Origin of the sequence: Streptomyces sp. NPDC058052 (assembly GCF_042885515.1) — a bacterium.
In the GTDB taxonomy this organism is placed as follows: Bacteria; Actinomycetota; Actinomycetes; order Streptomycetales; family Streptomycetaceae; genus Streptomyces.
The window spans coordinates 150,255-168,283 of the sequence record NZ_JBHVRX010000017.1; the positions used below are offsets into that span (position 1 = coordinate 150,255).

Consider the following 18,029-nt stretch of genomic DNA (forward strand, 5'->3'; position numbering starts at 1 on the left):
GTCCATGGGGCTTACTGAGTGGGCGTACTCGCTCTCCGAATCGCTGCTGTCCGAGCCATTGCCGCGCCGCTGGGCACACTCCCTTGGGGTCGCCAAACGGGCCCGATCGCTGAGCCCAATACTCGGTAGGGATGTCGAGCTACTGGAGGCTGCAGCCGTCCTGCACGACATCGGCTACTCCCCCTCTCTGGCTACCACCGGTTTCCACCCGCTCGACGGGGCCCGTTTCCTACGGGACCAGGAAAGGGCCGACGAGCGAGTCGTCCGGCTCGTCGCCCACCACTCCTGTGCCGTCCTGGAGGCCGAGGAGCGGGGTCTACGACGTGAGTTGGAGTCCGAGTTCTTGCTGGAACGGCCGGAGCTGGTGGACGCGCTCATCGTGTCCGACATGACGACCACCCCGGACGGCGAGCCCACGACGCCGGCCGCGCGGCTGGACGAGATCGTCCAGCGGTACGGGCCGGACACCATCGTGGGTCGGTTCATCCAGCGGGCGGCGCCGGAGATCCACGCGGCAAACGAGCGGGTTGAGCGGCGCATGGCCGCGGCCGGCGGCGCTCAGCCGATGTAAGGGGCCCTACGCGTCCCGTCCAGGCCGTGACGGATACGGAGGCGCATGGACGGGTGGATGTTGAGGTCGTTGAGGTCCGTCGGGTCTACCCAGCGGACCTCTTTCGATTCGCTGCTCGTGCGGAGGGAGCCGCCGACCGGCTTGGCCCGGAAGCAGATGGAGAACTGCTGGCGCACCTCGCCGTCGTCGTATGCGAGGACGTGCTCCGGATCCGTGTAGAGCCCGACGATGCCCTCGACCTCGACCGCGATGCCGGTCTCTTCCTCGACCTCGCGCACCGCCGTGTCGCCAATTCGCTCGCCGATGTCGTGTCCGCCGCCAGGCAGTGCCCACAGGTCGTTGTCGGTCCTGTGGATGAGCAGGAGCTGCCCGTCGCCGTCGCGGACGATGACGGTGACCGACGGGACCACCGAATTCGCTTTCGGGGCTTTCGGGTCGCGGAAGTAGTCGATCCGGGTCATGCGTCTGTGCCTCCGAGGTCTGTCGGGGAGGAGATCGGTCGGGCGCTCTCCCAGACCCGTTCCACGCTCTCCGCGTAGGCGTCGAACAGCTCGCCGCCGGGGACGCGCTGGAGGTGCAGGACGGGGGCCATGTAGGCGCCGACGCCGTACAGGTGCCCGTTGGCGAGCATCGCGTCGTCGGCCCGGTAGATGGAGTTGTAGAGCGTGGTCGGGTGGAGCCGGAACTCGACTCCGGGGAGCCCGAACAACGGCGCGTAGTTGACCAGCGCGTTGCGAATCTTGCTGGCCATGGCACCCCCGATCCCCTCGTCGGCCCCGCGCACTGCGACCGCGGCCGAGTCGGGGTCGCCGAGCATGAACCTGATCGGAACGCCGTCGGAGGACTTCTCCTTCACCACCTGGTGGAAGGCGGCGTCCTCGGTGAGCCAGAAGCCCGAGTAGACCAGGACGTCGAAGTGCCGCCGGGCGCCGGCGTAGAGCTGCGGCCAGAGTCGGTTCGGTACGACGGAGCGGTGTGGGTACAGCTGGACCAACTCGGCGCTACCCGCCTCCGTGACCTCGGCTGACGTCCGCTCCTCCGGCCAGAGGTAGGACACCTCCCGTTGCAGGAGTGATGCCGTCGCGTACTTGAAGCGGCGGTACGGCTGGCGCTTGGGGTCGTTGATCCAGCGCTCCACCGTCTTGGCCGACACCCCGAGCCGTTCAGCCACCTCGTCCAGGGTCATGCCGCGCTCGATGATCGCGCCGCGTAAGCGTTCATTGGCCATGCCGTGGGCTCCCCCGGTGGGACGACTTGGGACGACTTCACCGTAGCCAAGACGTCCTGGAGCCGTACATGCGCGGAGTCCAACGTCTGCCCTGATCAAGCCAAGCTGAATGCATCGAGCGGGGCGGACTCGCAACCACCAAAGAGCCAAGGGACTTGACGGTGCGAATCCTTCTCCGCATGATGAGGAACAGGTAGTACATGTACCTCACTGAGATTGGGCTCGGTGAGCCGTGCTGCCCACGTGCTTAGGGCGGGGACGCTGCAATCCCGCTAAAGGCCAGGTGGAACAGGGTTTCGGCCCGTACTGGCGAGGTGGCCCGGCGACCGCGAGCAACGGCCGGAGAGTGGGGACACGGTCCCCCTTGCAGTGGTCCATCCCTGTTGCCCGATGCCGAGGAGGTCCCGATGTTCCGACGAAGAACCCAGGCGCCGCCCCTGCTGGACCGGCAGGCCGGCCGCGCCGACCGCGTCACCTGACCACCGCAGCCGCTCGCTGCGGCCGGTTGCCTCCTCCGCCCGTCCGGGCCCCCTTCGCGGGGCTTCCGTACGGGCGGGGTCGAGGGGAGCCGGAGATCTAACCCCGAGCTTCAACGGCGTGAACCCCCGGTGCTGGAACACCGGGGGTTCGGTACGGGCCGTTTCACCCCCTGCTGTGAAGGGAGCACGACCCATGAAGTCCATCATCACACTCCCCGCCACCTCCCAGGCGCTGGCGTTCGACGGTGAGCCGTTGGCCGCGGAGCTGGACGCGATCGAGCTGGAGCTGCCGCTGATCGCGGCGGAGGTCGACCTCCTCGACGTGGAGATCATGACGCTGGACCGTTCGGCGACCGAGCTGGACGAGCGGCGGATCCGCCGGGCCCGCCACCGGGTCCTGGTCGAGCGCCGGAACCTGACCAACCGCATCGCGGTGCAGTCGGGCGGTGCCGCGTGAACGCCCGGACGCTCGCCGACCTGGCGGCGCCGCTGACGGCGCTGGTCGCGCTGGACGCGAGGTTCTCGCACCTGCCGGCGCCGAACGTGGACCTGTGCCCGGTCTACCCGGACCGGCTGTGCCTGTCGCTGCACGACGACCTCGGCGCGTTCGAGGCGTGGCGCGAGGCCCTGAACATCGACCCGGCGGCGGTTGTTCACCGCGTTCAGGGCAACGGCGGGACGCGGGTGCTGAAGGTTCACGGCCGGTTCGCCGGCGCCGACATCGAGCTGACTGGCTTCACCCCGGCCTTGGCCGAGGAGCCGGTGGAGGCGGGTTCGGGGGCGGTGTCGTGAACGCCGTTCAGATCCGTTCAGCCGAGCAGGCCCTGAACGTCGGCACATGGCTGATCGTGTGCGGGGCGATGCTGTACTCGGTCCTCACCGTCACCCCTTTGATGCGGGCCCACACCGCCGACGAGTGGGACTGGACGGCCCCCATCCTCCCCATCGTCGTGGACGCCGCCGTCGTCATCGTCGTCCGTCTCGACTCCGTCCTGGCCCGCCTGGGCGGGGAGGGCGGCAGGTGGCCGGTGGTGCTGCGGTGGATGACCGGCATCATGACCCTCGCCCTCAACACCGCCGACTCCGCGCTGAGGAAAGACCTGGTCGGAGTAGCCGTGCACGCGGTCGCACCCCTCCTCCTCATCGTCACCTCCGAGACCGGCCTCGCCTACCGCCGCGCCATCACCGCCGCCGTGAACGGCCTGGAGGAGCGACAGCGGGCCGAGCGCCGGCGCCGCGAGCAGGAGGCCCGCGAGCGGGCCGAGGAGGCCGAGCAGGCCGAGCGGCGGCGGGCGGACGAGGAGGAGCGGCGGGAGCGTGAGCGCCGCGAGTTCGACGCGAAGCTGGCCCGTGAACAGCGTGAGCATGAGGCGGCACTCGTGCGCGAGCAGGCCGAGCGTGAGGAGCGCAGGGAGCGGGCGGAGCGGGAGGCTCGTGAACGCGATGAACGCGAGCGTGAACAGCAGCGCCTGGACCGTGAACGCCGTGAACGCGAGGCCGCCCAGCGTGCCGAACACGACCGCCGGCAGGCCGCCGAGCAGGCCGCCCGTGAACAGCGCGAGCGGGAGGAGCGGGCCGAGCGTGAACGCGCCGCCCTCCTCGCCGCCGGGCCGGTGAACGGCAAGCAGCCCGAGGAGCAGGCCCGCCAGACGGTGGCCGCGGCGTTCGCCGCCGGGGTGCCGGTGCGGCAGGCGGCCGAGCTGTGCGGCTGGTCCGTCGGCTGGGTCTCCACCCGCTACCAGGAACTCCGCGACACCACCCCGGCTCTGGAAGGAGCGTCCCGGTGAAGCTCTCCCCGCACACCAACCCGCCCGAGCCCGACAACCTCCTGATCCGGTTCCACAACCAGACCGGCGCCGCCGTCGACGTCACCGGCACCCGGGCCTCCTACGGCTCGATCTGGCACTGCCACGGCTGCGGCGACCGCCCCGACACGGGCGACCACCTCGGGTTCACCCGCCGCGCGGCCAACGAGCACGCCGCCGCCTGCCGGGCCTCGCACCACCGGCTCGGCTGATGGCCGGCCTGCCCGTCTACCGGTGGCGTCTGGCGCCGGAAGGGCTGGCGACGTTCCGGCAGCTCCGGGCCATGGGGCTGCGGCCCGGCGGTCAGCCGGTCGTGGCCCAGCTCGAACGCCCCCGCCGCCGACGCGGCCCGCTCGTCGCCTACCTCTACCGGATCGACCTCGCCCGCCCGGTCCGCCCGGTGACCCCGGCCAAACGGGCCGCGCTGGCCCGGGCGAACGCGGCCCGCCGCATCTGCCCGGCCTGCGGGCGGGACGCCGGATACCGGATCCCGCCCTCCCTCGGCATGTGCGTCCCGTGCGCGGACGCCCCCACCACTCTCGCCGCCTGACCTGGAGGTTCCCATGCAGAACGCCCAGTCGCAGGGCTCGCTCATGTACGTGCTGACCCTGTCCGACGGACGGGGCCAGGGAACGGTGACCGGCACGTACAACCCGGCCGTCGGGGAGACCCGCCACGACGCCTACGGCGCGATCCGCCGGCACGCCCTGACCATCTACCCGCACCTGCAGGACGCGACCGTCGTGTTCTTCTCCCTGGAGCCCAACGCGCTCTGACCTGCACCTTTCCCCGGCCGCCCCACCTTCTCTGGGGCGGCCTCCTTCGTCGCTCGTGCAAGGGAGTGCATCCCGTGTCTCGTCGTTCCCGTCCCCGCACGGTGCAGGTGCCCCCGGGTGCCACCACCGTCCGCATCCCCCGCCAGCGTGGCGCCAAGAACGCCCCGCCGGTCGTCGTTCTCGTCTCCGAGCCCCGCCCGTCACTGTCGTCCCGCCTCGCCCGCGCGGCCGGCGGCTGGGCGTGGAAGCACCGCGCCGCCTGGGCGCCGACCGGCTATGCCGTCCTCGCCTACGTCCTGACGGCCGTGGTCCACGCGGTCGCCCCGTGGATGGTCTACGTCCTCGCCCCGGCCGCCCTGGTCCCGCTGCTGGCCCTGGTCTGGGTCCGGGCCAAGCACCCGGGCCGGGTCGGGGATCGTCCCGGACGTCTCCTGACCGCCGCCGTCCTCGCCACGCTCGCCCTCGGCTGGACGGCCGCGACCGTCCACTACGGCCCGCTCACCGTCCCGCTCGCCTGGACGTGGGCGGGGCTGACCCTCGCGGTGCAGGTGTTCTGGCTCGTCGTCCGCCGCTCGAAGTGACCTGAGGAGGAACCGTCATGGCTCAGATCCCGAACCCCAACGCCCGCCGCACCACCCGCACCAACACCAACCGCGCCAACGGCAACGGCGGCGGCAACAAGTCCGACAAGTTCGCCAACGCCGGCGCCGCCGTGGGCGGGTTCGTCGGCGCCATGGGCGGCTCGTTCATCCCGCCGGTCAACGTCAACGTCAACCGCACCACCGTCAACGGCAACGGCGGTGGCGGTGGACGCCGGCCGCACCCGCAGGCCCTGATGCCCGAGCCGGACTTCACCTCCCCGGCGCAGGTCCGCGCCTACTGCAACCACCTGCGCGCCACCGCCGTCGCCCTGTCGATCGAGGTCGCGATGGGCGCGGAGATCCTGAAGAGCGTGCTGGCGGCGGTGCCGGACCCGGAGGGCCGGATCGGCGGCTCGCGGATCCGGGCGGCGAAGGTGGCGCGCAAGCTCCAGAAGTCCGCCGACGAGCTGCGCAACGCGGCCAAGCTCGCCGCGGCGACCTACGCCACGTTCCAGCAGGAGTACCGCGAGGAGATCAACCGCGTCCGCCACCACGCCCGCCCCCGCGCACAGCAGCGCATGAACTGGGTCCAGCAGTAACCCGAGCCGGAAGGGAGGTCCGGTCATGGCCGGACGCAAGCACACGACCATAGACGTACTCGACGACGGCACCAGCGGGTCCACCGGCGGGACGATCACCGCTTACCTGCTCCACCGGGCGAAGCCGCACCTGCCGCCGTGGCTCGGCGTCGCCGGAACCGGCCTGGCCGGAGCCCTGGGCAATCTGCGGTGGGCCGACAGCGCCGCCGCCGGCGCCGGGCTCACGCTCGCCTCCGTTGCCCTGACCGGGGCGACGTGGTGGATCGGCCGCAACACCAGCCAGCAGCGGCGCCTGCACTCCGCGATCACGGTGGCGGCGGGGTCGGCGTGGCTGACCGGCGCCTGCCTCGCGGGGCCGACCGCCGGGCCGCTGGACGACCTGTTCCTGATGGGCGGGCCGGTGGTCGCGCTGTCGTGGAACGTGCGCCTGGCCATGCGCCGCACCGACGACTCCCCGGCCGCCGGCGGCGGAGACAAGGGCCTGCTGGAGAAGGTCGGTCTGGCCCGCGCCGCGATCGGGGCGACCAAGGTCGAGCCGAACCGGGTCACCGCGCAGATCGCGCTGGAGCCCGGCGAGCAGACCACCGAAGACGTCGCCAAGGTGCTACCGCGGCTCGCGTCCGCGTTGGACCTGCCGACGACGGCGCTGCGGTTCCAGCCCAACCCGGACTCCGCCCGCCGCGGCGAACTCGTCATCGTCCCCGAGGACATGCTCGGCGAGGTCGTCGAGTACGACGGCCCGTCCAACCTGGGCGGATCCATCGCCGACCCGCTGGTCATCGGCCGGTACGACGACGGCTCCCCGCTCCTGCTGTGGCTCCCCGGAGACCCCGAGCAGGGCCGCAACGCCACCCACCTCCTCATCGCGGGCGGCACCGGATCCGGCAAGGGCGACGGCGCCCTGAACGTCCTCACGGAGATCGTCTCCCGCACCGACGTCAACGTGTGGCTGTCCGACCCGAAGTCCTTCCAGGACTTCCGCCCCCTCCTCCCGGCCTTCGACTGGGCCGAGGAGGGCGGCGCCGGCACGGAGGCGATGGTGGAAGCCCTCCAGGCCGCCATCCCCGCCCGCACCCGCTGGCTCGGAGCCCACCGCTACCGGCAGTGGACCGTCCAGGCCGCCGCGAAGCAGACCGACCCGGCGCACTCCTGCCAGCCCGACGGCAGCGCGTGCGGCTGTGAGGGCATGGCGTTCCTGGTCGCGTGGTTCGAGGAGGCCGCCAACACCCTCCGCGCGCTCGGGGACGACGCGTTCACCGGAATCGCGCAGGAGGCCCGCGCGGCCGGCGTCTCACTGGTCGTCTCGCTCCAGCGCCCGAGCTACGACCAGATGAGCACCAGCACCCGCGCCTCCCTGCCCTCCGTCCTCGCGTTCGGCTGCGACCCCCGCGACGAGGGATTCGCCCTGCCCGAGTCGGTCCTGGACGCCGGCGCTCACCCGGGCGCGTGGGGCAACCGGCGCCCCGGTTACTGCTACCTGGTCTCCGCAGGCATCCCCGAGGACCGCTACCCCGCCCCGGGCCGCACCCGGCAGTTCACGACCCGGTCCATGGACGTGATGGAGGAGCTGGCGGACTGGGCTGCCGCCCACGGCGCCCCCGTCGACCCGGTCACCGTGAAGGCTGCTGAGGCCACCGTCGGCAACGCCTACACCCACCGCACCCACAACGGCCCTGCCGCAGAGACAGGCGCCCCGCAGCTCCAGCTCATCGAGACCGAGGAGGACGAGGAGATGACCGAGGGCATGTGGCTCGACGCGGAGGACGACGCCATCGACCCCGACGCCGACCTGCCCGGCGACGAAGCGGGCGACGACGCCCCCCTCTTCGGTCAGGAGAAGGGCTACAAGCCCACCCCGGAGGAGGCCCGGGTCCTCTTCGAGAGGGCGCTGGAGGAGTTCGAGGCGGCGGGCCGGATGGTCGTCGGCCCGAAGGACTTCTCCGACTGGTGCGAGACCCACGGCTACAGCCGCCCGTGGATCTCCGCTCGCCTCAAGGACGCCGCCCTCGACGGCCGCCTGGAGCCCACCAACCAGACCGGCCGCTGGCGGATCGTCCCCGCCCTCGCCGCCGCCTGACACCCGTGTGACGGCCTGACACCGTCAGGGGCCCGTGACACCCAAACCCTTAGGCGGGAGCGGGTGTCACGCGCCCTGACACCCCCGCCTGACACCGCCGTGACACCCCGGCACGTGGGCCCGTGACACCCGAGTCGCGGGCCCGCCCCACACCCCGAGAAGGGCCCCGCCATGCCCGACCACACCCACACCCCGGCACCCGTCATCCACCACCCCATCCCGCTCCCCGCGACCCCCCACGCCGTCGTCCCCACCGCCCCGGCCGGGCTCCCCGCGGTCACGTCCGTCCAGCTCCCCGACGGCCGGATCGTCACCGGCTACACCCTCGCCCCCACCCCGCCCGTCCCGGCCCGTCCGGCCGGGTCGGTTCCGGCGTGGGCCAAGACCACCGCGCTCCTCGCGCCGACCGTCGGCGGTGGGGTCGCCGCTGGCGGCATCGGACTCTCCTACGCCGCCCCGGGACTCATCGCCATGAGCCAAGCCCTTTGGTCCGCCGCCGCCCTCGTCGTCGCCGGCGTCATCGCTGTCCCGATCCTCCTGCGCACCGCCCGCCGCGCCATCACCGGCAACGACGGCGGGGGCGGGGGCTCGGTCCGGACGACCACCCACATCACCCAGAACATCACCTCCACCGGCCTCTTCGGCCGCGCCAACGGCACCATCAACCACCACTAGGGAGCCCTGAATGGCCACCATCCTGATCAGCTCGTGCGGCACCGGCCACAACGACACCCCCACCGCTCCCGACCCGGTCGTCGTCGACACCACGACCCTGCACAACCCGCCCGACGACCCCGCCGTCCGCGCCACCCTCACCCAGCTCACCGGCCTGCACCCCGACGTCGCCGCCTACGTCCTCGCCACCCCTGGCGCCCACAGCCTTCTCGACTCCGCGCTCACCGACATCGAGCGCCGCACCGCTCAGGGCGAACAGCGCATCGAGGTACACGTCCACTGCTACGGCGGCCGGCACCGTTCCGTCGTCATCGCCTAAACCCTCGCCATCGCGCTGCACTCCCGCAGCCACCACGTGGACGTCACCCACCGGCACATCAGCCGCCCGGTCCTGCCGTCCCGCAACCCCGCCTAGCTACGCCGAGGGCGGCCCCCGTCTCGCCAAAGTCCGGGGCCGCCCTCGCCTGCCAGCACTGCCTAGAGAACTGGAGACACCCAGCATGACCCATCCGACCCAGTCCCGACGGGAGCGCACGGGAGCGGCCGCGTGAACAGCATCCACACCACCGCCATGGCCCTCGCCGACGGCGGACTCCCCGTCCTGCCCCTGCTCGCCGACAAGCGCCCGTTCGGCCTCTGCCGCGCCTGTGTGGACATCGCGTGCGGCGGCCGGCCGAGCATGAAGACCTCCGGGCCCTGCGCCTGCCCCTGGCCGTGCCACGGCTGGGCCGCCGCCACCACCGACCCCGCCACCCTCGCCTCCCCTCAGTGGGCCGCAGCCTGGCGCCGCGCACGTGCCATCGGCTACCACCCGGGCGGCGCCGGCGTGACCGTGGTCGACCTCGACAACGCCGACGCGGTCGGCTGGGCCCGCGCCACCCTCCCGGCCACCACCACCGTGCAGACGACCCGCGGGGAGCACTGGATCTACTCCGGCGCCGTTCGGTCGGTGAACAGGGTCCGTGAGGGCGTCGACATCAAGTCGCTGATGTCCTACGCCCGCTGGCTCGGCCCCGGCACCGGCACCATGGCGGACGTCCCCATCGCCGTACACGCCCTGGTCGAGGAGAAGCCCGCCACCCGGCCCACGCCCCGCGCCGTCCCGGTGCCCGCCCCGGCCGGCGGCGGGCAGTGCCCGCATCGCTCGCCCGTCTACCTGGAGCGCGGTATCGCCATGGCGGAGCAGCGGATCACCGAGGCCCAGAGTGCCGTGCACGCCACGGTGTATCGGACGTTCCTGGCGGTGCTGTCCGCCCACGGCCGGTGCGGCTGCCTCACCGAGGCCCACATCGGCCGCCTGTTCACCGCCGCGCAGGCCAAGGGAGAGTCCCCGCGGCACTGCACGGTCGCCTGGGCCAACGCCACCGCAGCTCTGGGGATCTGACCATGTCCGAGGACGAGAAGAACCCAGCGCGCGAGGTCATCACCGAGTACGCACAGGCCCACTTCCGGTACTTCCGGACCGCCGACGGCACCGTCTACGCCCAGCGCAACGCCCAGCCCATCGCACGGCCGATCCGCTCGCAGGGCACGACGGGGAGCCACCGGCAGGAACTCATGGTCGGCCTGTTCCGCGACGGGCACGGCGTCTTCAACGGAACCGCACTCAAGGAGGCTCTGGACTTGATCGAGGCACTGGCGATGACGGAGGAGGTCCAGCCGGTCTACATCCGCGTCGCCCCAGGATCCGACGGGGCCACCTGGCTGGACCTCGGCCGCACCGACGGCAAGTCCGTCCGCATCCACCCCACCGGATGGGACATCGTCACCCCCGAGCCGCGCGAGGTCTGCTGGCGGCGCACCCAGCTCACCGGGGAACTGCCGCTGCCAGCGAAGGACACCAACGGCAAGGGCCTGGACCTGCTGCTGCGGCTGTGCAACTTCGCTGACGCCCGTACCGAGGCCCTGGTCGTCGCCTGGCTCGTCGGCTGCCTCGGCCCCTCCGTGCCCGTCCCCGCCCCGTTCCTCACCGGTCCCCAGGGCGCGGGCAAGTCCACCGGCGGCCGGATGCTCATCCGGATCATCGAGGGCATGAGCGCCGACCTGCGGCGCTCCCCGAAGGACGAGGAAAGCCTGATCGCGGCCGTCGCCGCCGGGTGGGTCACCGCGCTCGACAACCTGTCTCACCTCGGTCCCGACCTCTCCGATCTCATGTGCTGCATCGTCACCGGCGCCGAGACCGTGAAGCGGGCCCTGTTCACCGACGGCGATGTCGTGCGCTCCCGCTACCGCCGGCCTCTCCTGCTGACCGGCATCGACGTCGGCGTCATTCGCCCCGACCTCGCCGAACGCCTCCTCCCCCTCCGTCTGGAGCGGCCGACGGTGCGGCGGACCGAGGCGGAGCTGTGGGAGGAGTTCGAGGAGGCCCTGCCCGTCATCCTCGGCTCCCTGCTCGACCTCGCCGTCCAGCTCCGCGCCACCCAGGCCGACATCCCCACCGACCTGCGCATGGCCGACTTCGCCCACCTGTGCGCTCAGCTCGACGCCGCCACCGGCCTCGGCGCGCTGGACGCCTACCGGGCCAGCCTGGACGACCTCAACGACGACGTCATCGAGGGCGACCTCCTCGCCCAGACCGTCCTCAAGCACGCCGCCGGCATCGAGCCTGGCACCGAGGTCCGGATGACGTCCGCCGAGTGGCTGCACGCCCTGACCCAGCTCTACATCGGCGAGGGGGAGTTCCGGCCCCTGCCCAAGGGCTGGCCCACCACCGGCAAGGTCCTCTCCGACCGCCTCAAGCGCCTCCAGCCCGTCCTCACCGCCCGCGGCGTATACGTCGACTGGGGCCGCACGAACAGCGCCCGCTACATCGAGATCGCCCGCCCGGCGCCCCCGCAGGACGAGCAGGGCCAGGTGTTCTAGACCCCGCGCCACGCGGGCCCAGCCGCACAGACAAGAGGAGCACCCCCGTCCCGGCGCGCCGGGTGCTCCTCTTGCTCTTCGGCGGCTTGCCGCCGCTCAAGGGCGTGCCGCTCTGCGGCTCCCCATTCACGCCTGAAGGCGCGCACAACAACAGACACAGGCCCCCTCTTTTCCTAAGTAGGAACGTCTGCGTCACCTGCGTCACCACAGCCCCGAAAACCGGTCCTGGCCTGCATCAACAGGGGTGACGCAGAGCCCAAGTCTCTGCGTCACCCTTCGTCACCTGCGTCACCCCGTGACGGACGGCTGCGTCACCGGTGACGCAGCCCGTCACCCCCTGCGTCACCGAAACCAGCAGGTCAGCGCCCCGAGTGACGCTGATGACGCAGTGACGCAGAAATCGCCACTTCGGACACATTCGCCCGCGTGACTCGGAAGAGGAGACCCCATGGCCCGCACCACCCGCCGCCGTCAGCCCGCCGACGAGTGGCTCCCCCTGACCGACGTCCTCGCCGAGATCGGCATCACCCGAGCCACCTACTACCGCTGGCGCAACCGCGGCTACGGCCCCGAGGTCAAGCGCCTGCCCAACGGACACCTGCGGGTCCGCCGCAGCGTGCTCGACGCCTTTCTGAACGAACTGGAGACCGTGTGACCGAGTGGAGCTACACCGTACGAATCTGGAGCATCAGGAAGCGGCCGTACCGCAAGCCGTACCAGCTCCGCTGGCAGGTCGGCACGCGGCCGCACTCCGAGTCCTTCCTGACGCTCGGGCTCGCCGAGAGCAGGCGGGCGCAGTTCATCACCGCGACCCGCGAGGGCGAGCCGTGGGACGTCGACAGCGGCCTGCCGAAGTCGATGGTCCAGAAGGCGAAGGACATCTCCTGGTACCAGCACGCCAGGAACTACGTGGAGATGAAGTGGGACCACTCCCCCGCCTCCACCCGGCGGAACCTCGCCGAGGCCATGGCTACCGTGACGCTCGCCCTGGTGAAGGACACCAAGGGCATGGGCGACCAGAAGGCCCTGCGCCGCGCGCTCTACACCTGGGGCTTCAACGTGAACCGGTGGAAGGAGGAGACGCCGGCGGACGTCGCCGCGCTCCTCGCCTGGGTCGAGCGGAAGTCCGTCCCCACCTCCCAGCTCTCGGACCGGATGCTCGTCCGCCGGGCCCTGGACGCCTGTGCCCGGCGGCTGGACGGGAAGACGTCGTCCGGGTCGGTCATCGCCCGTAAGCGGGCCATCTTCCACCAGGCCCTCGGCATCGCGGTGGACGCCGAGCTGCTGAGCGAGAACCCCATGGCGGCCCTGAAGTGGAAGGCGCCGGAGCGGGTCGAGGAGGAGGTCGACCCCGAGGCCGTGCCCGATCCGGCCCAGGCCGCTGCGCTCCTCTCCGCCGTCGGCCGGCAGGGGGACCGCGGGCGGCACCTGGAGGCGTTCTTCGGGTGCCTGTACTACGCCGGCGCCCGGCCCGGGGAGCTGGTCGGCATTCGGCTCCAGGACTTCGATCTGCCCCGGCGCGGGTGGGGGCTGGTACGGCTCCGGGAGAGCCGGGCGCGGTCCGGGAGCTCCTGGACGGACAGCGGTGAGGCCCACGACCGGCGCGGGTTGAAGCACCGGACGCGGAAGGCCGTCCGGCACGTGCCGATCCCGCCCGAGCTGGTGGCCAAGCTGCGGTGGCACGTCACCCTCTACGGCACGCACGCGGACGGCCGGATCTTCCGGACCGCCCGCGGCGGGATGGTGCAGGAGAGCGGGTACGGCGAGGTCTGGGCGAACGCCCGGCAGGAAGCCCTCAGCCCGTCCGAACAGGAATCGAAGCTCGCCAAGCGGCCGTATGACCTTCGTCACGCCGCCGTCTCCACGTGGCTCAGTTCCGGGGTCGAGCCCCAGCTCGTCGCCCAGCGGGCCGGCCACTCGGTCGCCGTCCTCTTCCGGTTCTACGCGAAGTTCCTGAAGGGCGGCGACGAGGCCGCGAACGCCAAGATCTCCGCCCGGCTGAACCAGCACCGGGCCGGCGCCCCCGCCGGGGTCTGATCGGCCCGTACGGCCGTCCACGCGCCGTCCACACAGGCTGGTAGAGGGCGGTATCGAGCGGTACTGAGTGAGACAGTCGCGCCCTGGTCACACCTTTACACGCAAACGGCCCCTGATCACGTTTCCGCAGATCAGGGGCCGTTCATGAAGCGTGGCGACGCCAGGATTCGAACCTGGGTAGGCTAAGCCGACGGATTTACAGTCCGCTCCCATTGGCCACTCGGGCACATCGCCATGGGTTTCGCTGCCTTGGATCCCCGCTGTTCTGCGGTGTTCCCCGGCAACGACGTAAACAATACCTGATCCCCGGGGGTGGTTCGCCACCGGATTGCCCGGCGGGTGATCAGAGGTTCGGGCCGCGGCTCACCCCCTAGGCTTTGGGGGTACCCCACAGCATCCGAGCAAGGAGCCACGAGTCATGGCCGACTCCAGTTTCGACATCGTCTCCAAGGTCGAGCGGCAGGAGGTCGACAACGCCCTCAACCAGGCCGTGAAGGAGATCTCCCAGCGCTACGACTTCAAGGGAACCAACGCCTCGATCTCCTGGTCGGGCGAGAAGATCCTGATGCAGGCGAACGGCGAGGAGCGCGTGATGGCGATCCTCGACATCTTCCAGTCCAAGCTGATCAAGCGCGGGATCTCGCTGAAGTCGCTGGACGTCGAGGGTGAGCCGCAGCTGTCCGGCAAGGAGTACAAGCTCTTCGCCTCGGTCCAGGAGGGCATCTCCCAGGAGAACGCCAAGAAGGTCGCGAAGGCGATCCGGGACGAGGGCCCCAAGGGCGTCAAGGCGCAGGTGCAGGGCGACGAGCTGCGGGTCAGCTCGAAGAGCCGGGACGACCTCCAGGCCGTGCAGGCGCTGCTCAAGGGCAAGGACTTCGACTTCGCCATCCAGTTCGTGAACTACCGCTGACGTCCCGCGGTCCTTCCACGCCCGTGTCCGAAAGCCGCCAGCGCCTGTGCCGGCGGGGCTCGCACACTGGAGGCATGGACGACATCACCGTGTACGCGTACGCCGACGGCCCCCTGGGCGAGATGCTGCTGACCGGGCAGGTCTCCGCGGGGGGTCGCGCCGTGCTGCGGTCGCTCTCGCTGCCCGGGCAGAAGGGGGCCGTGGCGGTCGGGGACGGCTGGGTGCGCGACCAGGGGGCCTTCGCGGAGGTCGTGGCGCAGCTGGAGGAGTACTTCGGCGGGCGGCGGGAGCGGTTCGACGTGCCGCTGGCCGCGGACGCCGGGACGGAGTTCCAGCGGCGGGTCTGGGCGGCTCTGGAGGAGATCCCGTACGGGACGACCGTCAGCTACGCGGAGATCGGGCGGCGGGTCGGGGCCGGCGGGGCCGGGGTGCGGGCGGTGGGGACGGCGATCGGGCGCAATCCGCTGCTCGTCGTGCGGCCCTGCCACCGGGTGATCGGCGCGGACGGGAGTCTGCGCGGGTACGCGGCCGGTCTGGAGCGGAAGCGGTCGCTGCTGGATCTGGAGGGGGCCCTCGCGTGACCGAGGGGCTGTTCCCGCGCGAGCGGGCCGAGGTCGCGCCCGGGGCGGTGCATGTGCCGGGATGGCTGCCGGCCGAGCGGCAGCGGGAACTGGTCGCGGCCTGCCGGGAGTTCGGGCGGGGGCCGCTGTCGTACCGGCACACGGTGCTGCCCGGCGGGGGCGTGATGTCGGTGCGGTCGCTGTGTCTGGGCCGGCAGTGGGTCCCGTACCGGTATCTCGACTCCGTCGCCGTCGTACTTCCGGACTGGCTGGCCGCGCTGGGGCGGGCGGCGGTGGCCGAGGCGTACGGGGACGACGGCGGTTTCGCGCCCGACACCGCGCTGGTGAACTTCTACGGGGACGGCGCCCGGATGGGCATGCACCAGGACAAGGAGGAGCGGTCCGGGGCGCCGGTGGTGTCGCTGAGTCTCGGCGACCGCTGCGTCTTCCGGCTGGGCAACTCCGAGGGGCGGGGGCGGCCCTGGAGCGACGTGGAGCTGGCCTCCGGGGACCTGTTCGTGTTCGGCGGGGAGTCCCGCCGGGTGTACCACGGCGTGCCGAGGGTGTTTCCTGGGACCGCCGATCCGTCGCTCGGGCTGTCCGGGCGGCTCAACATCACTCTGCGGGAGACAGGTCGCTCGTGACCGCACCACTGCGCCGGTCCCTCGGTGTCCTCGACGCCGTCGTCGTCGGGCTCGGCGCCATGGTGGGCGCCGGGATCTTCGCCGCCCTCGCCCCGGCGGCCGGTGCGGCCGGCAGTGCGGCCGCGCTGCTGACGGCGCTGGGGATCGCCGCCGTCGTGGCGTACTGCAACGCGATGGCCTCGGCCCGGCTGGCCGCCCTGTACCCGGAGTCCGGCGGCACCTACGTGTACGGTCGCGAACGTCTGGGCCCCTTCTGGGGATACCTCGCCGGCTGGGCGTTCGTGGTCGGCAAGACGGCCTCCTGCGCGGCGATGGCGCTGACCGTCGGGGCCTATCTGTGGCCGGACCAGGCGCATGCCGTGGCGGTGGCCTCGGTGGTGGCCCTGACGGCCGTCAACTACGGGGGCGTGCAGAAGTCGGCGCTGCTGGCGCGGGTGATCGTGGCGATGGTCCTGGCGGTGCTCGCGGCGGTGGTCACGGCCACCTTCACGGGGGCGCCCGGGGGCCGCTTCGGGCTCGGCGGGGAGGTCACGGCGACCGGGGTGCTCCAGGCCGCGGGTTTGCTCTTCTTCGCGTTCGCGGGGTACGCGCGGATCGCCACGCTCGGCGAGGAGGTCCGCGATCCGGCCCGCACGATCCCCCGGGCGGTACCGCTCGCGCTGGGCCTCGCTCTCGCCGTCTACGCCCTGGTCGCGGTGGGCGTCCTGCTCGCCCTCGGGCCGCTCGGACTGGCCCGCTCCACCGCGCCGCTCGCCGACGCCGTCCGGGCCGCCGACGCCTCCTGGCTGGTGCCGGTGGTGACCGCCGGCGCGGCGGTGGCGGCGCTCGGCTCGCTGCTGTCGCTGATCCTCGGGGTGTCGCGGACGACGCTGGCGATGGCCCGGGACGGCCACCTGCCGGCGGGCCTGGCCGCGGTGCACCCGCGGTTCCGGGTGCCGCACCGGGCCGAGCTCGCGGTGGGCGCGGTAGTGGCGGTGGTGGCGGCGACGGCGGACGTGCGGGGCGCGATCGGCTTCTCGTCCTTCGGCGTCCTGGTCTACTACGGGATCGCCAACGCCTCGGCGTGGACGCTGGGCCCGCGGCCGCGGCCCCTGGCGGCGCTGGGGCTCGCCGGGTGCGCGGCGCTGGCCGGGGCGCTGCCGCTGGGGTCGGTGCTGGCCGGGTCGGGCGTGCTGGCGGCGGGCGTGGTGGCGTACGCGGTCAGTCGAGGACGACCCGGACACCCTGGGCCCTGAGGCCGTCGACCCACTCCTGGAACGTCGCCGGGCGGGGTTCGGCGAGGAGCGGGGTGACGCCGAGGCAGGCGCGGGCGGTGGCGGCGTGGTGCCAGACGAGGGTGCGGCCGGAGAGGGCCGGGCCGAGCGTGCCCGGGGTGCCGCCGGGGAAGGCGCGGCCGGGGCCGAGGACGGCCTCGCCGAGGGCGCAGAGGAAGGCGTCGCCGTCGGTGGTCGCGCGCCCGTCCAGGTCGTGCGTGTCGCCGGTGACGGGGCGCGGGGCGCGGTGGGCGCGGCGGGCGGCCATGCGCAGCCACTCGGCGCGGGCGGTGCCGGTGAAGCGGCGCCAGGTGCCGGGGGCGGGCGGTGGCTCGTGGTCGTGGAAGAGGTCCCAGACCTCGCGGTGCTGGTGCGGCAGGAGGCCCGAGCGGGGGAAGGCGACGGTCAGGTCGACGAGGTCGTGGTGGCGGCGGGAGGCGGCGACGGCGGTGACCCGCCCGGCGTCCGCCTCGTGCTGGGGACCGGCCAGGAAGTCGAGGACCTGGTAGCGGACGGCCTCGTACTCCGCCGCGCCGGCGGCGAGGGCGTCGCGGAGGGCCCCGCGCGGGGAGCAGCCGAGGAAGGTGACCTCCCCGTGGGTCAGTTCCTCGGGCGGTGGGGGTGAGACCCGGACGAGGTTGCCGCAGGGGACCGCGCCGTACGCCCCGTGGAGGCGGCGCGGCGGGCCCGCGGACTCCACGGTGACGGCGTCGCCGCGGGCGCCGAGGACCCGGACGGCGGTGAGCCGCCAGGCGCCGTCGGGGGTCTCGACGTCGAGGGTGCCGAAGGGGGCGGTGCCCTCGACGATCGCCTGGGTGACGGCCCGGGCCAGCTCTCCGCGCGGTTCGCAGCCGCGCAGTTCGTGGCGGATCCGCGGGGGCGGGTCGGGGTCGCCGTAGAGGCCGCGGACGTCGTGGCAGAGCGCGACGGCCTGGAGGCCGGAGAGCAGGGCGTAGCGCGGCCGGTGCACGG

At 72.5% G+C, this 18,029-nt stretch carries 23 protein-coding genes and 1 tRNA gene; 20 read left to right on the forward strand and 4 right to left on the reverse strand.

The window, feature by feature from the left end:
* The first annotated feature begins 4 nt into the window (after positions 1–4).
* The gene (locus ACFVU3_RS23600) at positions 5–571 is read left to right on the forward strand and encodes an HD domain-containing protein (protein WP_390068992.1); all 567 of its coding nucleotides are present in this window, start codon (positions 5–7) and stop codon (positions 569–571) included.
* On the opposite strand, the gene ACFVU3_RS23605 is transcribed toward ACFVU3_RS23600, so the two are convergent.
* A complete protein-coding gene (locus ACFVU3_RS23605; RefSeq protein WP_390068993.1) occupies positions 559–1,032 on the reverse strand; it encodes an NUDIX domain-containing protein in 474 nt (157 codons plus the stop codon). The two genes, ACFVU3_RS23600 and ACFVU3_RS23605, sit on opposite strands and share 13 nt — an antisense overlap.
* The gene (locus ACFVU3_RS23610; RefSeq protein WP_390068995.1) at positions 1,029–1,799 is read right to left on the reverse strand and encodes a helix-turn-helix domain-containing protein; all 771 of its coding nucleotides are present in this window, start codon (positions 1,797–1,799) and stop codon (positions 1,029–1,031) included. The genes ACFVU3_RS23605 and ACFVU3_RS23610 overlap by 4 nt, the downstream gene beginning before the upstream one ends.
* Before the next feature lie 672 nt (positions 1,800–2,471).
* Here ACFVU3_RS23610 and ACFVU3_RS23615 point away from each other — a divergent pair.
* The 15 genes from ACFVU3_RS23615 to ACFVU3_RS23685 all read left to right on the forward strand — a co-directional run bounded on the left by ACFVU3_RS23615 (position 2,472) and on the right by ACFVU3_RS23685 (position 13,690).
* Complete coding sequence (locus ACFVU3_RS23615) at positions 2,472–2,735, forward strand: DUF6284 family protein (RefSeq protein ID WP_390068996.1); 264 nt, start codon at positions 2,472–2,474, stop codon at positions 2,733–2,735.
* Positions 2,732–3,070, forward strand: coding sequence for a hypothetical protein (locus tag ACFVU3_RS23620; RefSeq protein ID WP_390068998.1), 339 nt, complete (start codon positions 2,732–2,734; stop codon positions 3,068–3,070). The genes ACFVU3_RS23615 and ACFVU3_RS23620 overlap by 4 nt, the downstream gene beginning before the upstream one ends.
* Positions 3,067–4,065 carry a DUF2637 domain-containing protein gene (locus tag ACFVU3_RS23625; protein WP_390069000.1) on the forward strand — a complete coding sequence of 333 codons (999 nt, stop codon included), beginning with the start codon at positions 3,067–3,069 and terminating at the stop codon, positions 4,063–4,065. Before ACFVU3_RS23620 ends, ACFVU3_RS23625 begins: the two co-directional genes overlap by 4 nt.
* The gene (locus tag ACFVU3_RS23630; protein WP_355731010.1) at positions 4,062–4,295 is read left to right on the forward strand and encodes a hypothetical protein; all 234 of its coding nucleotides are present in this window, start codon (positions 4,062–4,064) and stop codon (positions 4,293–4,295) included. Before ACFVU3_RS23625 ends, ACFVU3_RS23630 begins: the two co-directional genes overlap by 4 nt.
* Positions 4,295–4,633, forward strand: a complete 339-nt coding sequence (locus tag ACFVU3_RS23635; RefSeq protein ID WP_390069002.1) for an RRQRL motif-containing zinc-binding protein — start codon at positions 4,295–4,297, stop codon at positions 4,631–4,633. The genes ACFVU3_RS23630 and ACFVU3_RS23635 overlap by 1 nt, the downstream gene beginning before the upstream one ends.
* A gap of 13 nt (positions 4,634–4,646) precedes the next feature.
* Positions 4,647–4,859: a hypothetical protein gene (locus tag ACFVU3_RS23640; protein WP_390069004.1), complete on the forward strand. Its 213-nt coding sequence runs from the start codon at positions 4,647–4,649 to the stop codon at positions 4,857–4,859.
* A 74-nt stretch (positions 4,860–4,933) separates the two neighbouring features.
* Positions 4,934–5,440, forward strand: coding sequence for a hypothetical protein (locus ACFVU3_RS23645; protein WP_390069006.1), 507 nt, complete (start codon positions 4,934–4,936; stop codon positions 5,438–5,440).
* A gap of 17 nt (positions 5,441–5,457) precedes the next feature.
* The gene (traA, locus tag ACFVU3_RS23650) at positions 5,458–6,039 is read left to right on the forward strand and encodes a plasmid transfer protein TraA (RefSeq protein WP_390069008.1); all 582 of its coding nucleotides are present in this window, start codon (positions 5,458–5,460) and stop codon (positions 6,037–6,039) included.
* Positions 6,040–6,064: 25 nt separating this feature from the next.
* Complete coding sequence (traB, locus tag ACFVU3_RS23655; protein ID WP_390069010.1) at positions 6,065–8,116, forward strand: plasmid transfer protein TraB; 2,052 nt, start codon at positions 6,065–6,067, stop codon at positions 8,114–8,116.
* Between the two features lie 171 nt (positions 8,117–8,287).
* Positions 8,288–8,791: a hypothetical protein gene (locus ACFVU3_RS23660; protein WP_390069012.1), complete on the forward strand. Its 504-nt coding sequence runs from the start codon at positions 8,288–8,290 to the stop codon at positions 8,789–8,791.
* A 10-nt stretch (positions 8,792–8,801) separates the two neighbouring features.
* Positions 8,802–9,110, forward strand: a complete 309-nt coding sequence (locus ACFVU3_RS23665; RefSeq protein WP_390069014.1) for a hypothetical protein — start codon at positions 8,802–8,804, stop codon at positions 9,108–9,110.
* Between the two features lie 252 nt (positions 9,111–9,362).
* Positions 9,363–10,175, forward strand: a complete 813-nt coding sequence (locus tag ACFVU3_RS23670; RefSeq protein WP_390069062.1) for a DNA primase — start codon at positions 9,363–9,365, stop codon at positions 10,173–10,175.
* Between the two features lie 2 nt (positions 10,176–10,177).
* The gene (locus ACFVU3_RS23675; protein WP_390069016.1) at positions 10,178–11,653 is read left to right on the forward strand and encodes an ATP-binding protein; all 1,476 of its coding nucleotides are present in this window, start codon (positions 10,178–10,180) and stop codon (positions 11,651–11,653) included.
* Positions 11,654–12,101: 448 nt separating this feature from the next.
* Positions 12,102–12,308: a helix-turn-helix transcriptional regulator gene (locus tag ACFVU3_RS23680; RefSeq protein ID WP_390069017.1), complete on the forward strand. Its 207-nt coding sequence runs from the start codon at positions 12,102–12,104 to the stop codon at positions 12,306–12,308.
* Positions 12,305–13,690, forward strand: a complete 1,386-nt coding sequence (locus ACFVU3_RS23685; protein WP_390069019.1) for a tyrosine-type recombinase/integrase — start codon at positions 12,305–12,307, stop codon at positions 13,688–13,690. Before ACFVU3_RS23680 ends, ACFVU3_RS23685 begins: the two co-directional genes overlap by 4 nt.
* Before the next feature lie 152 nt (positions 13,691–13,842).
* On the opposite strand, the gene ACFVU3_RS23690 is transcribed toward ACFVU3_RS23685, so the two are convergent.
* Positions 13,843–13,924 (reverse strand) — tRNA-Tyr (locus ACFVU3_RS23690).
* A gap of 184 nt (positions 13,925–14,108) precedes the next feature.
* On the opposite strand from ACFVU3_RS23690, the gene ACFVU3_RS23695 reads away from it, so the two are divergent.
* The 4 genes from ACFVU3_RS23695 (at position 14,109) to ACFVU3_RS23710 (ending at position 17,039) form a co-directional block, all read left to right on the forward strand.
* Positions 14,109–14,600, forward strand: a complete 492-nt coding sequence (locus ACFVU3_RS23695; protein WP_030687924.1) for a YajQ family cyclic di-GMP-binding protein — start codon at positions 14,109–14,111, stop codon at positions 14,598–14,600.
* A 74-nt stretch (positions 14,601–14,674) separates the two neighbouring features.
* Positions 14,675–15,181, forward strand: coding sequence for a methylated-DNA--[protein]-cysteine S-methyltransferase (locus ACFVU3_RS23700; RefSeq protein ID WP_390069021.1), 507 nt, complete (start codon positions 14,675–14,677; stop codon positions 15,179–15,181).
* Positions 15,178–15,804, forward strand: coding sequence for an alpha-ketoglutarate-dependent dioxygenase AlkB family protein (locus ACFVU3_RS23705; RefSeq protein ID WP_390069023.1), 627 nt, complete (start codon positions 15,178–15,180; stop codon positions 15,802–15,804). Before ACFVU3_RS23700 ends, ACFVU3_RS23705 begins: the two co-directional genes overlap by 4 nt.
* Positions 15,801–17,039, forward strand: coding sequence for an APC family permease (locus ACFVU3_RS23710; RefSeq protein ID WP_390069025.1), 1,239 nt, complete (start codon positions 15,801–15,803; stop codon positions 17,037–17,039). Before ACFVU3_RS23705 ends, ACFVU3_RS23710 begins: the two co-directional genes overlap by 4 nt.
* Here ACFVU3_RS23710 and ACFVU3_RS23715 read toward each other — a convergent pair.
* The gene (locus ACFVU3_RS23715; protein WP_390069027.1) at positions 17,005–18,027 is read right to left on the reverse strand and encodes a hypothetical protein; all 1,023 of its coding nucleotides are present in this window, start codon (positions 18,025–18,027) and stop codon (positions 17,005–17,007) included. The two genes, ACFVU3_RS23710 and ACFVU3_RS23715, sit on opposite strands and share 35 nt — an antisense overlap.
* Between the last annotated feature and the right edge of the window lie 2 nt (positions 18,028–18,029).